At 44.6% G+C, this 15,855-nt stretch carries 12 protein-coding genes; 6 read left to right on the forward strand and 6 right to left on the reverse strand.

Going from position 1 to position 15,855, the window contains the following annotated elements:
- Nucleotides 1-376 precede the first annotated feature (376 nt).
- The 5 genes from ACTTJ8_RS02590 to ACTTJ8_RS02610 are packed head-to-tail and all read right to left on the reverse strand — an operon-like array spanning nucleotide 377 to nucleotide 5,650.
- A complete protein-coding gene (locus ACTTJ8_RS02590; protein WP_442718334.1) occupies nucleotides 377-856 on the reverse strand; it encodes a hypothetical protein in 480 nt (159 codons plus the stop codon).
- Nucleotides 849-1,838, reverse strand: a complete 990-nt coding sequence (gene lgt / locus ACTTJ8_RS02595) for a prolipoprotein diacylglyceryl transferase (RefSeq protein ID WP_442716676.1) — start codon at nucleotides 1,836-1,838, stop codon at nucleotides 849-851. The genes ACTTJ8_RS02590 and lgt overlap by 8 nt, the downstream gene beginning before the upstream one ends.
- Before the next feature lie 37 nt (nucleotides 1,839-1,875).
- Nucleotides 1,876-4,095, reverse strand: a complete 2,220-nt coding sequence (locus ACTTJ8_RS02600; RefSeq protein ID WP_442720224.1) for a FapA family protein — start codon at nucleotides 4,093-4,095, stop codon at nucleotides 1,876-1,878.
- Between the two features lie 12 nt (nucleotides 4,096-4,107).
- Nucleotides 4,108-5,253: a nucleotide-binding protein gene (locus tag ACTTJ8_RS02605; RefSeq protein ID WP_442716672.1), complete on the reverse strand. Its 1,146-nt coding sequence runs from the start codon at nucleotides 5,251-5,253 to the stop codon at nucleotides 4,108-4,110.
- Entirely contained in the window at nucleotides 5,231-5,650 is a 420-nt protein-coding gene (locus ACTTJ8_RS02610; RefSeq protein ID WP_442720225.1) for a hypothetical protein, read from the reverse strand. Before ACTTJ8_RS02610 ends, ACTTJ8_RS02605 begins: the two co-directional genes overlap by 23 nt.
- Before the next feature lie 148 nt (nucleotides 5,651-5,798).
- Here ACTTJ8_RS02610 and sdaAB point away from each other — a divergent pair, with 148 nt between their 5' ends.
- From sdaAB to ACTTJ8_RS02640, 6 genes are all read left to right on the forward strand, one after another.
- Nucleotides 5,799-6,461 (forward strand): L-serine ammonia-lyase, iron-sulfur-dependent subunit beta, encoded by a 663-nt coding sequence (gene sdaAB, locus ACTTJ8_RS02615; protein WP_442716670.1) that lies wholly within the window; start codon nucleotides 5,799-5,801, stop codon nucleotides 6,459-6,461.
- 75 nt (nucleotides 6,462-6,536) lie between these two features.
- Complete coding sequence (sdaAA, locus tag ACTTJ8_RS02620) at nucleotides 6,537-7,472, forward strand: L-serine ammonia-lyase, iron-sulfur-dependent, subunit alpha (RefSeq protein WP_442720226.1); 936 nt, start codon at nucleotides 6,537-6,539, stop codon at nucleotides 7,470-7,472.
- A 337-nt stretch (nucleotides 7,473-7,809) separates the two neighbouring features.
- Nucleotides 7,810-8,538, forward strand: coding sequence for a rhodanese-like domain-containing protein (locus ACTTJ8_RS02625; protein WP_442720227.1), 729 nt, complete (start codon nucleotides 7,810-7,812; stop codon nucleotides 8,536-8,538).
- Nucleotides 8,539-8,967: 429 nt separating this feature from the next.
- Nucleotides 8,968-10,035 carry a tryptophan--tRNA ligase gene (gene trpS, locus ACTTJ8_RS02630; RefSeq protein ID WP_442720228.1) on the forward strand — a complete coding sequence of 356 codons (1,068 nt, stop codon included), beginning with the start codon at nucleotides 8,968-8,970 and terminating at the stop codon, nucleotides 10,033-10,035.
- A gap of 115 nt (nucleotides 10,036-10,150) precedes the next feature.
- Nucleotides 10,151-12,190: a 4-alpha-glucanotransferase gene (locus ACTTJ8_RS02635; RefSeq protein WP_442720229.1), complete on the forward strand. Its 2,040-nt coding sequence runs from the start codon at nucleotides 10,151-10,153 to the stop codon at nucleotides 12,188-12,190.
- A 366-nt stretch (nucleotides 12,191-12,556) separates the two neighbouring features.
- Nucleotides 12,557-13,225 carry an ABC transporter ATP-binding protein gene (locus tag ACTTJ8_RS02640; protein WP_442720230.1) on the forward strand — a complete coding sequence of 223 codons (669 nt, stop codon included), beginning with the start codon at nucleotides 12,557-12,559 and terminating at the stop codon, nucleotides 13,223-13,225.
- Between the two features lie 32 nt (nucleotides 13,226-13,257).
- Here ACTTJ8_RS02640 and ACTTJ8_RS02645 read toward each other — a convergent pair whose 3' ends face one another.
- Nucleotides 13,258-15,774, reverse strand: a complete 2,517-nt coding sequence (locus ACTTJ8_RS02645; RefSeq protein WP_442715398.1) for an ATP-dependent Clp protease ATP-binding subunit — start codon at nucleotides 15,772-15,774, stop codon at nucleotides 13,258-13,260.
- Nucleotides 15,775-15,855: the final 81 nt, after the last annotated feature.

The raw sequence follows: 15,855 nt of genomic DNA on the forward strand, positions 1-15,855 counted from the left end.
TAGACCCCGAGATTACAAATCACGTGCTCTGGCCAGCTGAGCTAAGTTGGCGTAAATATGTTTTGTATTGTAGTGATTTTTTGATAATCTGTCAAGTAGTAATATACGATTTTACACAAGAAATCAACACCCCCGACGCGATTTGTGCGTATTACTCAATGTTTCGCACTGTGTGTGCGATCCGGCACGGATGCAGGTGGTTCCTAGTGGAATTACCGCCATCCGCGGCAAGTTCAAAAATTGACCTTTTTGTCAATTTTTGAACGCGAATTTTGGCAAAGCAAAAATATCGCTACTTATCAAAAAGGCGCGTTATCAGTTTTGCCGATGAGATATCTTTTAAAAACTATACCTGAGTTTTTAAAAGATGCCCTATTCATACATCGGTTGACATTTTTCTACTTTGGAACAACATTGAAACTGCTTCCCACTGCCGTTTCAATGCGGTTTTCCGCACCGGAAACAGGGCTATCGTTTTTTTCTCCCCATTGGAAAAGCAGATAATACACTTCATAAATGATGTTTTACCTTTGGTAAAATATTCTGTTTCGGTTGTTTCGATATCGGCAAAGGTATATCGTTTTCTACCGGCAAGAAAAATGAATCCGATGGTATATTCAAGACGTTGTGCTGTACAGTTGAACTGCCACTGATCTTTATAGCACAGTACAAAAAACGAAAAACAGCCTAAAATTATGCCCAAAACCGGTATATGCTTCTGCTCATAATACATCACCGCGGAGGCTGCAATAATGCAGATGAGCATAACAGCATACCCAACCCGCACACCGGCAGAAAAAAGAGGAAAAGTATAAACCGTTTCATTGCGGGGCTTAGACAAAAGACCATTACGCATACTTCTTTGTCCGCTTACTGTATCGAGCTAATATTCCCATACAAATCAATGCGCCTGCTATCATGATAAAGCAGAAAACTTGACCGGTAGAAATATTTTTCCATGAATTGAACAGATAAATATTTGCCTCATCAGCAGCGGCAGTAATTCTAAACCCAAGTTCATAATCAGGCTGGCGGAAATACTCTATAAAGAAACGGACAACTCCATAGCCCATGGTGTAAAAAAAGAATAGGAAGCCATTAAACGGTTTCTTATTCCTGATAAGCCATATAGCAACCCAGAGCAGCACCCCTTCAAAAAGCGCTTCATACAGCTGACTGGGATGACGGGGCAAATTGATATACTGCGCACCTTCCTGTATGGTCAGTCCTGCTTTTGCAGCAAATTCCTGTACCCACGGCTCTTTTACCGGGAAACAGTCATAGAAGGGTACCGACGGAAAGAGCATTCCGATAGGACTTGCGGTTATTCTGCCGTAGAGTTCCCCATTCAGAAAGTTTCCTATTCTGCCGAATGTGTAGCCAAGCGGGATTCCGGCAGCAGCGGTATCAGCCCAAGCGAAAAAAGGCTGCTTATGCCGCTTTGTCCATAAAAAAGCCCCGATAAGGCAGCCGATAAAGCCGCCATGATACGACATCCCCTGTAAACCCGTCCATTCCCGCGATTCGGAAAAGGGCCAGAATATCAGCCACGGTTTTTGCCAATACTGCCACGTCGGTTCATACACAAGCGTCGCGAACACCCGTGCGCCGATCATCAAACCGAATAAAGACCATGTAAAAAAATCAACAATATCCTCATCAGCGATGGCTTTTTCGCTCTGAGCATACTTCTGTAATTCACCTTTTTTTACCTGCACCCGGAAGAGCAAAAACGCAATGGAAAAGGCAACAAGGTACATCAGCCCGTACCATCGTAGAAAGGGAAAACCGGGAATAACCTCAGGCTTAATCCACGACGGATATTGAATAGCACAAATCATATAAAACTCCGCAGAAAATCTTTGATAACCGTCTCTACTCCAGCTCTGTTAACACCGACGACTGTTCTTTAGCCGGTTTTTCGTCAATCGGCTTACAGATTATCCTGCCCAATTCAGGGTCAAAGGTAAAAACAACATGGGAAGTAGGCTCCCGCACCTCATAATATCTTCCGTGACTTTCTAAGATAACGCCCGGATATACTGTTCCGGTGATTTTTACTGCCGAAGGAATATGGGATTCAAAATGCTCTTTGAGCTTAAAAATCTTAATGCCGAGAGCCGTGTTTGATTTCAGTAAAATCACTTTTTGCTCTCGCAATTCTTGGATTCGGTCAGCCGGTGTTGCAGGATTCTCCAATTCAGATTCGATCCGTGCAAGCGCTGCGAGATTTTCCTGGGTTTGTTTCTCGTATACCTCAATCCGGTCTTTAATCAGATAATCCTGTCCAAAAGATATAATGGTACGGACTGTTTTATAGTCACCTAAATTCCGTACCTTCATACCGCGGGCTGCATGAGCATTCCCGCCGATAAAACTTCCCGGTTCTCCGGAAATCGCCAATTCACCGTTTGTCTTAACCACACAGCGGAAACAATAATCATCAATATAAATATTTCCCCCAGCAAAAAGCCGGGCTGTTTCTGCAAAATGGAGCGCCATGGTATTTTTTGTCCACACTGTACCGCGGCTCCCTCCACGTATTCCGCCGTTCATTAAAAGAGATTCCTTTGTATATAAAAGCGATATTCCAGCATCTCCATTGACCGTTAACGAGCCGCCAGCCTTTATACTCCGGTTTGCATCGATATTTCCATTGACAATAATATCTCCAGCAAACAGAATATCGCCGGTTTCATTATTTACGTCAGTTGAAATTGTCTTGGAATTAAGAATTTTAAGCATTTCGGTACTTTTCACAAATTCACCGGCGGCAGCTGCTGTGAAAACTACTTTTTTTCCATCTTGTGTTGACCTAACCGTTGTATCGGTTTGAGGAAGTTTGAGTACCTCGGCTTTATCTATTTCAATAATATTACCGAAAACATCAACTCCTTTTTCCCCAGCTTCCAACAAGGTTGTTTCAAGTAATACGTCACCTCGCTTTACTGAAACGGTATTGGAATGCCCAAACTGAACTTTCCAGTCAAACTTATATGAATGAGGAGCAACCGGCTCTATCCCCCTACTCACTGTAAACTCAATAGCTCTTGATGATAAATGGGCTTCGTACATGGCATCTTTCAGTATATCGTCGGAATATCGATTCTCAGGAAGATTCACCGCTTCAAGCGCTTTTTTAAGCTGCGAGAGAGATAAACGGCTGCCTGCCCCCTTCCCGGATTCCATCACCAATATCGCTTCCATATTGTCTTCGCTGATAACCGCTTTAACCTCGGCATCTTTATACGGAATAATCCGCAACTTCAGCCCTTCATTGTTTTGAGCTAAAAGCAAAATACCGCTGCAAGCTGCTTTTAGGTGATCATTTGTCTGTTCAACATTGCGTAAATCGAGTACAAAAGGGTCATTACCGGGTAGACCGGGGATAGGATTACCGTAAATATCCATCCCGTCTTCACCTATTTCAGATTGTGAAAACTCAAAGAGCAAATCATTCTTTGCGGCTACAGCAAGATACTGAGCTTCCGAGAGCGGAAAGTCCTTATCATAAATAACCTGAGCTTGTTCCCGCGCAGTCTCTACCGCATGAATGAGTTTTTTTCGAAGCGCCGCGGCCTGTTCGTTCTGCAGCTTTGTTATATGAGGAATCAGCGTTCTGTTTTTTCCCCTCTGAGGCAGAATACCTTCAGCTACAACCAATTCAATTTCACGTTCAGCGGCAGCAGAAAACGCTGTAATTTTTTCATCCAAAGACTTAAAATCGATATTTTCTATACCGCTGTTGTTGAGCATATTGGTGATCAATTTTTTATCAACCGAATGAGGAGCATCCTTTGCCTTTCTGATATACAGTACCGCTTTTGTCTTATCGGATTCTATGATAAGCCGTGCGTCAAAAGAAGGATCGAGTTCTATTTCGAGCGGAATAGGCAGGGTTTTTCCATATACAATCTTATCAAGATAACGCTCAAATTGCCGAGCATTGATAAGATTCTCAGCAGGAACACCTGCTTGTACAGCCCGCGCTTTCATCTCCTCATATTGAGGAAAAACACAATCCGCACTTTCTACACCGCTAACCGAAAAATACCACTTTTTGTTGTGATCGTTTTGTTTAATAGTCCAATTCATAGTATAACCGCATTACACACGATAACCTTGTTCAAGGGCTATTTTAATTTTCCGTTTTAATAAGGTATTTTCCTTTTTTAAGACGGAAATCTCATATTGCTGGGTTTTAAGCATTTCGGCAATATCACTCATTGTCAGCGCATCCGTGCCGAGGAGGTCTTCTATATAGCCCATCTTTGAACGGAAATCCGTTTCTGCCTCCAGCTCCGCAGATTGAAAGCTCTCATCTGCATATTCAGCATAAGCTGTCATATCTTGGAATGTATCGGTTTCCGATTGCAGGATTTTATCAGCGATCCGGTAAATAGCCTGCGAAACCATTGCCTGCGGCTTATATACGATAACCGGCAAGCGGGATGCGAGAGCCGTATCTTGAATACTATCCCGATAAATTACCCCAAGGTGCTCAAGGTTGATATTGAGGTATTCTTGACACGACCGGCGGATTTTCAGCGCCTTATCGGCATCCTTAGGATCATCCAGCATATTCATAATAAGCCGAGGTTTAAACATTTGCAAGTGCGAATAAAAAAGTTCGGTATTTTTTGGATCAACTTTCTCAAGTTCAGTAACAATACGCGGTATGTACATCCGCTGCATTGAAGAAGAATCCGATTTCAGTTTTTCAAGGTACTTAAATCCTGCGCTGTTCCGCTTAAAAGCGCTATACAGCATTCTGAATACTACATTTTTTAAGAAAAGATACGCATTCAAGGTTGCCGTTACCGACGGAGCCGTAACCACAATACCTTGAGGAGATAACAGGAAAAAATCCAATATTCCTAAGTGAGTACCGGCGCCAAGATCAAGAATAAGATAATCGGTGTTTGCCTTGAGCATCTGCTTGATCAAGTTATTTTTATCGACTGCTTTTAAGGCTGCAAAACCCGGAATTTCAGAGTCGCCGGGAATAAAACGAACGTTTGGATAGCCGGTTTTTATAATAATATCTTCAAACGACGAGTTTCCTGATAAAAAAGTACCGATTCCATGTGCATTCGATTGCTGCCCAAGTACTAAATGCAAATTTGAAGCGCCTAAGTCCAAATCGGCAATGAGAACACTTTTTCCTGCTTGTCCGAGTGCAATTGCAAGATTTGCAGATAGAAGGCTCTTCCCTACCCCGCCCTTTCCGCTAGCAACCGGTATTATTTGCATGATATACACTCCCCTTCATAAACGAGTAAAACAACAGTACCGTATCAGCCGCTAGAAAAAAGAATACTTCTCTTGAAAAATCAAGGCTGCCGTCTTTTTGTACTGAAGTAAATATAATTTCCATTATAGCAAATCCTCTGTGAAAAATATAGAGGAACTGTGCACATACGGACGATAATTTACATAATGCGGCTGCATACAGCGCCCAATAAAAAGCTTTTTCATTGAGCGCTAACATCAGCCACGGCAACACCGGCACACAAACTGCTGCCAGTTCAATATACCGAAAGAGTAATATCTCCGGTTTAGAATGGAAGGAAGCTGCAGCGATATAGAACACCTTGCATAGTTCATATATCAGCGCTAGACCATAAACGGCAATAGTTCTCTTTCTCATTGGTATAGAGTGTATGCGCAAGCTGATATTAGGTCAAGGGTAGGAATGACCTCTGCAAAGAATCCACCCTAAACTGAAACTTCATTAAACATTCTCATTCCTCAATTATTCATTTTCTGCTATACTGAAAGGAAAAGGAGAATTACGGATGAACGTATTTGATATAATCGGTCCTATTATGATTGGACCTTCCAGTTCCCATACTGCCGGGGCGGTACGAATCGGTTTAATGAGCAGGCTGCTGCTCGGTACTCCTGCAGTAAAGGCATATATCAGACTGCACGGCTCCTTTGCACAAACATACAAAGGACACGGAACAGACCGGGCACTCGCAGCCGGGATTATGGGTATGCAAACCGATGATGAACGGATCAGAAAAAGCCTGCAAATAGCCGAAGAAAGCGGGCTTGCCATCACGTTTGAACCAACTGTCATCCCCGATGCTCATCCGAATACGGCAGAAATCACCCTCACTGATGCCAGCGGAAAAACGGTCTGTGTCCAAGGAGCATCCGTCGGCGGCGGTAACATCATTATTACCCACATAGACGGCAGGGAAGTAAAAATCACCGGGCAATCCCCCACCGTTATCGTAGTACACCATGATATTCCGGGAATGATCGCCGCTGTAACCGCATTGATGGCTCAGTATCAGCTTAATGTCTATAAGTTTAACCTTGCACGGGATAAAAAGGGAGGAACGGCAATTATGACATTGCAGGTCGATGGACGCTCTCTTGGTGAAGATTTGCAAACCGCTATCGAAAAAATACCCGGTGTTACCAAAGTGATTTTTGTCAGACCATTTTAAAATAGAGCAGTGCATCAATAGACCTGCTCGATAACCGCGTTACCGAACAGGTTTACTATACAAGAGGAGACAGCGATGCTTAGTTATGAATCTATCAGCGAATTATATACAACAGCGGAAGCCCGGCATAAACGCATCCGGGAAATTGTATTAGAAGATCAGGCTGCGCAGCTTGAACAACCGGAAGACGCACTCATCCGGAAAATGGAAGAAAACTTGACGGTTATGCTGGAAGCGATTGAAAACGGCAGTAAACCGGGGGTTAAATCTACAAGCGGACTCACCGGCGGGGATGCGTACCGGCTAAAGCAGACAATTACCCAAGGCAAGCACCTCTGCGGCGACCTTATGTCTAACGCTATTCAGATGGCAATGGCGGTCTCAGAAATAAACGCTGCGATGGGGAAAATTGTTGCAACGCCTACAGCCGGTTCATGCGGGATTCTCCCCGGTGCATTGGGTTCTCTCATAAAAATACGCGGTGTTCCGCGGAAAGAAGCGGTTCTCTCGCTGTTTACCGCCGGAGCTATCGGCATGGTGGTTGCCAACAAGGCATCAATAGCAGGTGCTTCGGGAGGCTGCCAAGCTGAATGCGGCACTGCTTCCGCAATGGCAGCAGCCTGCATTGTAGAACTCTTAGGCGGTACACCGGAGATGGCAGCACATGCCGTAGCCATAGCGCTCAAGTGCATTTTGGGACTAGTATGCGATCCCGTTGCAGGTCTCGTGGAAATTCCCTGCATCAAAAGAAATGCCTCCGGCGTTACGCTTGCTTTTACCGCTGCGGAACTGGCACTTGCAGGCATTAAAAGCGCTATTCCCGCTGACGAAACGATAGAAGCTCTCAAGCAAGTCGGCGACGGACTCCCTGCTGCGCTTCGTGAAACCGCCCAAGGCGGACTTGCGGTAACAGAAACAGGGCAAGCCTTTGAACGGCAGGTATTCGACACCCGGGTACCTCTTGGCAGCAGTCCATGCAGTACCTGCGGCTCATGCGGCAGCTGCGGATAGATAGATATAAGGAGGTTGCATGAGGAACCTTACAAACAAACAACGCGGCTTTTCTTTTAGCAGAGTTTGCTCAAGCACAAATTTGTATATACTAGGTCTATTCGATAACTGCGTTTTCGAATAGGTCGATGAGTTCTAAATTGCATGATTTAGAACATCGTATTTCAAGGTAACCTGTTCAGAAACATAAGTTTCCGAACAGGTTTAATACGCACGTCTTACTTCGGTACGGACGTATGTAAAAAATCAATCGAAAGTCAATAAGGCATCTCTAAAAACTCGGTTAGATTTTTAGAGATGCCCGACGAGTCTTTTTGACTTTTTAGAGGAGTTTTTAATGAACAAAGTAAGAAACAACATTGCAGTACGAACAGCAGTACTAATTGCAGCAGTATTTATTGCAGTGTGTGAGGCTGCCTGTGCAAAACAGAGCAGCGCCCCCCAAACAGGTATCATAGAAATGAAAGGTGCCGAATTGGATAACATCATGTCGGATAAACAAGAAAAAGAGGAATATCTTGTCATTGATGTCCGTGAAAAAAATGAATATGATGAAGGACATGTCCGCTATGCAATCAATATCAGTTTAAATGATATATCGAATAAGCTCAGAATAATTGATGATTTAAAAGATAAAAACATTATCACAATTTGCAGGAGCGGAAGACGGAGTAAGGCAGCAGCGGAAATCCTCAGGAAAAACGGATTTAAAAAACTCTTCAATGCTGCAGGAGTCAGCACTTATTCATACACCTCACTCACAAAAGTAACGAATATACGAGGAAAACAAATGCAGGAGCTGGTAAATACCGGAAAATATTCCGTGGTCGATGCCCGCAAACCTCAGGACTATGCAGTCTCTCACTTAAAAGGTGCAATTTCAGGCGATGCAGATAATATCACACAAAAACTCGCAGAACTGCCGATAGATAAACCGGTATTAACCTACTGCTATTCCGGTAACCGTTCCTTTGCCGTTGCAGAAAAGCTAGCGGCTGCGGGCTATACCGTAATCAATAGTTTAGACGGAACCAACGAATATTCAGATTTTGAGCTGGTAAAATAAAGAGAGAACCTCTAAAAACATCAAGCCTATTGGTTTATTGTGTAAGGAAAGGCATTAAGTTGAGGCTGTCCAGAAACTTCGGGTTTTAGAGGTTTGCCTTAGATGTAGATGCGATGTTTAAAATTAAGTCGTTGCTATAGAAAGACTTAATTTTAAACTCGCCGGGGATGTCCCGAAAGCAACCAACTTTTGGGATATCCCTGAGTTTTTAAATACTTCCGATGCTATTGAGCTGGGATATTCGGCGAACCCTCGCGAATCACATAGATATTAGAATAGATATTAGATAAGAAATCTTTTAAAATCATTTACAAATTTCTGCGGTCACATTAAATTAAAAAGCACAAAGAGCTGCCCGGGAGATGTTCATATCTCGCGATGTATGCCCCTTGCGTTATCCTTGATAAACATGATATTATTACTAGTATTATGGAAAGAAAAAGAATTTTAACAGGAGACCGCCCAACCGGCAACCTTCACCTGGGACATTATGTGGGATCAATAAAGAATCGTGTCCGTCTGCAAGATGAATTTGAATGTTTTTTTATCATTGCAGATTTACATACCCTTACAACTAAACCTGAAAAACAATATATCGAATCCTTGACAGACAATGTGCGGCAGATGGCATTGGATTACCTTGCCTGCGGTATTGACCCTGAAAAGTCGGTTATTTACCTGCAATCAGCGGTACCGGAAGTATGCGAACTCAATTTATTTTTCTGTGATTTAGTTACCGTACCCCGCTTGCAGCGCGTCCCTTCAATAAAAGATATGGCGAAGGCTGCCCAGCTTTCAGAGCTTCCCTTCGGCTTACTGGGATATCCGGTGTTACAGGCAGCCGATATTTTACTGCCGAGGGCGCATCTTGTGCCGGTGGGAAAAGACAATGAAAGCCATGTTGAATTAACCCGGGAAATTGCAAAACGCTTTAATTATATGTACGGCGATGTATTCCCTATCCCGGAGGTGATGGTAAGCGATTGCGGCTCTCTTGTCGGTACGGATGGGCAGGCTAAGATGTCAAAGAGTCTGGGTAATGCGATATTCCTGTGCGACGATGAAAAAACCGTTATCAAAAAAGTCCGCAGTATGTATACCGATCCAAACCGCACCAGTGCCGATGTTCCAGGAACTGTTGAAGGCAATCCTGTTTTTATCTACCACGATGCCTTTAATCCCAATAAAGCAGAGGTAGAAGATCTCAAAGACCGCTACCGGAAAGGAAAAGTCGGCGATGTTGAGGTAAAAGATAAACTTGCCTTTGCGTTAAATACCTTCCTTGAACCCATTCGGGAACGGCGCGCCTTCTATGCCTCAAAAACAGGATTTGTTGACGAAATTATCTATAATGGCACCATGCGGATGCGTGCTGAGGCGGCACAAACCCTCAAAGCGGTAAAAAAAGCAATGGGTATTTCAGGTGTATGGAATAAAATTTCCCGTAAAGCGGAAGAAGTACAAAAAAAGGCTCAAAAAACAGGCGGAGAACTTTAAAAACGGCTGTTTTTTAGCTGCGTTAGACACATTGTATTGCTATGGAGATAGCAAAAAACACGGATGAGTTTTTTGAGCCTGTCTCCATAATATAGAACGATTGAGGAGAGAGACAATGCAATTTTCATCGCTTCACAAGGCTCTATGCGGAGCTGCTATACCGGTTTCTGCTCTGTATACAAAAAAAAGTTGCGGCGTGGGAGAGTTTTCTGATTTAATCCCTTTTGCAAACTTTTGCAAAAAAGCAGGGCTGAAGGTTATTCAGCTCTTACCGGTCAATGATACCGGAACCGATAGCTCCCCGTACAACGCCCTTTCAGCATTTGCACTGCATCCGCTTTATGTGTGTTTAGAAGATATACCGGAAGCAGATACGTTCAAGCCTCAGATAAAGAAGTTACGAACCGTTTGTACGCCCAAAGCGCCGGCGGACCGTTTTGATTACCGGATGGTATTGCACGAAAAAAACGTACTATTGCATGAAATATTTAATAAAGCTGAAGCAGCCATTATCGCAAGTGCTGATACCGGCGAGCTTGCCGAATGGATAAAGGCTAATCAATGGATCATTGAATATGCCGTCTTCAAAAATATCAAACGTCAGAATTATCATGCTTCATGGAAAGATTGGAAAGAATCGGCTGCTATGCGTTTTCCCTCCGCAGCAAAAATCACAAAAGCGTGGAACGATCCGGCATTAAAACGTGAACATCTCTTCTATGCCTGGGTACAAATGCACCTCCATAAGCAGCTTTTAGCAGCAGTACAGCACTGCGCACAAAACGGTATTTTAGTTAAAGGCGATATTCCTATTTTAATGAACGAAGATTCTGTTGAACTTTGGGCTCATGCTGAATATTTCCGCAGCGATCTTCGTGCAGGCAGTCCGCCCGATGGGGATAATCCCGCGGGACAGAATTGGGGCTTTCCGATTTATAACTGGACAAACCTCAAAGCAAGCGGCTACCAATGGTGGAAGGATCGGCTCCGCCATGCAGCTCAGTATTATCATGCATTCCGGTTAGACCATATTCTCGGCTTTTTTAGGATTTGGGCAATTCCGGAAGGAGAGACAACCGGACTTTTAGGTAAGCCGCTTCCTTATGCGGAAATAACCTCTGCCGATTTAGTAACTGCCGGCTTTTCAAAAGAGCGTATCCGGTGGATAGCGGAACCTCATATCTGGACAGGCATTGTACAAGATGCCGTAAACGGTGATTATTTGTATTCCCACGGACTGCTGCATAAGGTTGCCGACAGGATCGGAAATGAAGAACTATGGCTTTTTAAAAGCGAGATAAAAAGCGAAGCAGACCTAAGCCGGTACGGCTTACCAGCCCCAGTAGAGACAGCCTTAAAACAAAAGTGGACTGATAGGATGCTGGTTAAAGCGGGCAAGAATACGAATGGAGATTCAGTGTACACGGCAGCATATTGTTATCAAAATACCACCGCATGGCACTCACTTTCGGAAGAAGAAAAGCAGCAATTCACAGCGCTTGCCGACAAAAAGAATCTCCAGCAGAATGAACTATGGAAGGAACAGGCGGACAGCATTTTGTCTGAACTGTGTGTCTCGGTTGATATGCTCCCCTGTGCCGAAGACCTCGGTGCAAGCCCAGCGGTGCTGCCTGAGGTACTGCAAAAGCTGCATATTTTCAGCTTACGGGTATTCCGGTGGGAACGCTCGTGGGCGAAAGAAGGCTGCCCCTTTATACCATTGCGGGATTATCCTGAGGAAGCAGTTGCCGTTACCTCTGTGCATGATTCTTCAACCATGCGGCAATGGTGGGAAGAGGAACTGGACTATGCGGGAATGCTTTCATTTTATGAGGCCTTAGAAATCGACAGCGCTGTACAAGCCCGGCTCTGCCCTATTGCAAGAGAAAAACCGGCATATACAAAAGAACTCGCAGCAGCGCTCTTAGCAGCACTGGTGAAAGTGCCGTCATACCTTGCTGTCTTCCCCATCCAGGATTGGTTAGCCCTCATCCTTGATGAGCTCCCTGAGGTAAAGGCGCAGGATGAGCGGATCAACATACCGGGAACGGTAAGCAGCTCCAATTGGACGTACCGGCTGCCGTTCACAGTAGAACAAATGAGCAAAAATAAGGTATTCATACAACAGCTGCAGGCTATAACAGCTCTGCGGTAAACATACCGGATATATGTATGCATTCTATCAAACTGAAGTTTTTTGACAGCCCCTTGCTACTGTATGGCATCACCGCCGTCCCTGGCAAGTTCAAAAATTGACCTCCTTGTCAATTTTTGAACACGAGTTTTTGCTATGCAAAAACATCGCTATTACATGGAACCACCGCCGTCCCTGGCGGTAGTGAACGTCGAGTTTGCTTTGCAAGCAAACATCACTTGTTGACATGTGCGCATTCCGTGCACGAATGCAACAGTTTCCAAAATTGATTCGTAATCCGTTTTAGCGGATATGATAAACCATTTCCTCGCGGAACAGAGCCGAAGGCTCTGATATTTTATTCAACTGTTGTACTTTAAGGAAGCTATGTTATTACAAACACATCAATTATCCCGTTCATTTCAGCGCAGCGGCTCAGCGTTTTTTGCCGTTCAAGATGTTGAGATGAGTATTGACAGATCTGATTTTGTTTTTATTGTCGGGCGCTCCGGATCGGGAAAAACGACCCTGCTCAATCTGATTGCCGGACTGTTGGAACCCACTAGCGGTACCGTTATGTTTAATGAAAGGGATATTACCCGTATGACTGACAGCGAAAAAAGCCATTATCGAAATGAATTAATCGGTTTTGTGCCGCAATCGCTGGGTACATTGCCCAATCTATCGGTGATTGATAATGTACGAGTACCTTTTTTTCTGTTTGACAGAGATGGTGATACGGAAGGCAGGGCATTGAGCTTATTAGAAATGATGGGTATCTTACACCTCAAAGATGAATTTCCCAATAACCTCTCCGGCGGAGAAGCAAAGCGGATGCTCATTGCCCGCGCCCTTATGAACAGTCCGCAGCTTTTGATCGCTGATGAGCCTACTGCAAATCTCGATGCAGAAACAGCAGCAGGGGTAATGCACGCTGTCAAAGAAATAAACAGACTCGGTACTGCTGTTCTGATTGTTACACACGATACTGTTATTTTAGACCCGCAGTGTACAACATACAGGATGGATGGGGGACATCTCTCTATTCAAACATAGTACCGCCCATACCAACCTTTTCTACACGCCCCCTACCCTTTTAGGGGTTCCGGCGCAATTTCAGGCAGTAAGGTAATTGCTGCCTGAGTAACAAGAGGTACCTTTTTTTCAATACTGATGGTAAGAGCCTCATCGCCATCCGTACTGATAGCAGCGGTATCTCCAGCTGTAAATTCGCCGGTGATAATCTTAACCGCAAGCGCGTCTTCAATTTCAGTTTGCAGCAGCCGCCGCATTGGACGAGCACCGAACAAAGGATCATAGCCGTGCCGGATGCAGTAAGACCGGGCAGCTCCGCTAAAGCGCACCGTAAGCTGCTTGGCGCTGAGGCGGGCAGTCAACTTAGCAAGCTCCAGTTCAAACACAGCTTCTATTTCTTGTTCCGAAAGCGGAGTAAAGACAATCAAAGAATCCAAACGGTTTAAAAACTCAGGGCTAAACACTTTCTTTGCTTCCAGCTCAGCTGATTTTTTCATACTTTGATAATCGATTGCGCGGTTGTCCGGAGCGGTAAACCCGAGCGGTTCACTCAGCAGATTCTTCGTACCGAGATTACCGGTAAATATAATGACCGTATTGCGGAAGTTGACTGTGTGCCCGAGACTATCCTGCAGCTCTCCTTCCTCTAAAACTTGTAAGAGCAGATTAAACACATCAGGATGCGCCTTTTCAATCTCATCGAACAGAATAACCGAATAGGGATGCCGCCTGATTTTTTCGGTCAGCATACCGCCTTCTTCAAATCCTATATAACCGGGCGGAGCGCCGACTAAACGTGCAGCGGCATGTTTTTCCATATAATCGCTCATATCAATTCTGACAAGGGCATCGGCAGAGCCAAACAAAAAATCGGCAAGGGCTTTGGCAAGCAGTGTTTTACCTACGCCGGTCGGTCCAAGGAAGAGAAATGAGCCGATAGGACGATCTGCGGAAGCAATACCTGCACGGGAACGGCGCAGCGCGTTTGCAATAATTCCGATTGCCTCATCTTGCCCGACAATGGTTTTATGCAGTTCCGTTTCAGTTGCCGCAAGCCGCTTTGCCTCATCAGAGCCGAGGCTTTTGATGGGAATATCCGTCATCAATGCGATTGTTTCGGCGACATCGGCAGTTTCAACCTCCAGCACTGCTTCATTTTCTTCATTCAGCCAACGGAGTTTAATTTTTTCCAACTGACTTTTAAGCAGCTTGATTTCATCCCGTACCGTTGCAGCCTGTTCATAATTTTGAGTTGCCGCTAAATCATTTTTTTGTTGAGAAAGTTCAGCAATCCGCTGTTCAAGATCATTCAAACTCTGCGGCAGCTCGGTATTATCCATCTTTTTTAAAGCTCCCGCCTCATCCATCACATCGATCGCTTTATCGGGAAAAAAACGGTCTGAAAGATAGCGGGAAGAAAGCTCGACAATCTTTTTAATGGTTTCATCCGAATAATGAACATGATGGTGCCGTTCATATTTTGATTTAAGTCCGCCGAGAATAGCACATGTTTCTTCGGGAGTAGGTTCTTTGATGAATACAGACTGAAAACGGCGCTCAAGTGCAGAATCTTTTTCAAAATACTTACGGTATTCATCGAGTGTCGTAGCGCCGATGCACTGTATTTCACCGCGGGCAAGCGCCGGTTTCAGCATATTTGCAGCATCGAGTGAACCTTGAGAGCCGCCGGTACCGATCAGTGTATGCAATTCATCAATAAATAAAATAATGTCTTTTGCCTCACTAACCTCTGCAATAATCCGTTTAATGCGCTCTTCAAACTGTCCGCGGTACTTCGTGCCTGCAATAACAGAGGCAAGATCAAGGGCAATAATGCGCTTACCAAATAGGGACCGAGGTACTTGCTCCTTGACGATCGCAGCAGCAAGACCTTCAACAACTGACGTTTTACCAACTCCGGGTTCTCCGATCAATACGGGATTATTTTTATTGCGGCGCGACAGTATCTGCATAACCCGCTTGAGTTCCCGTGTTCTCCCGATAACGGGATCAAGCCGCCCCTCACGGGTTATCTGCGTAAGGTCTCTACTGCATTCAGCTAAAACACTATGCTTCTTTTTATCCCTTTTTTTGTTCTGCTGCCCATCTTGTCCCTCCGGCTGCCGTATATGTTTTGCTCCGTTCATTTTATCCAGCTCGCGCTGTACATCAGCAACAAAAATACCGCGTTCGGCAAAAAACCGGGCAAGGATACTCTCCTGAATATGAGCAAACGCCAGAATAAGATGTTCAGTACCCGCAGCCTCATGCTGCATTGTATACGCTTGAGCCGCCGCAGTATCTATGAGCAGCTTGAGCTTGTTCGACAAAGGAATTTCTCCGTGTACCGGCTCCCCTTTTCTAATCGGTGTTTTTTGTTCTAACACCAGCTGCAAATTCAAAAAATTAATATGCAGCGCTTGTAATAGCTGATAACCGCGTCCGACACGCTTCATAATGAGTGCTAAGAGGACATGCTCAGGCTCTACTTCGGCAGCATTGACCCGCTGAGCCTCATGCTGACTAAATTCGCTTAATAATTGATAAAGATCCAGTGAAAGCTGGTGCATTGCGTATCTCCTTACGGCATAGTGTCCGGCACAGATAATAGGCTAAATGAGGATTTTTAACAAGTTGCTTACCAAAAAAAG

The sequence above is a fragment of the Treponema sp. genome (genome assembly GCF_052169735.1).
Classification (GTDB): Bacteria; Spirochaetota; Spirochaetia; order Treponematales; family Treponemataceae; genus Treponema.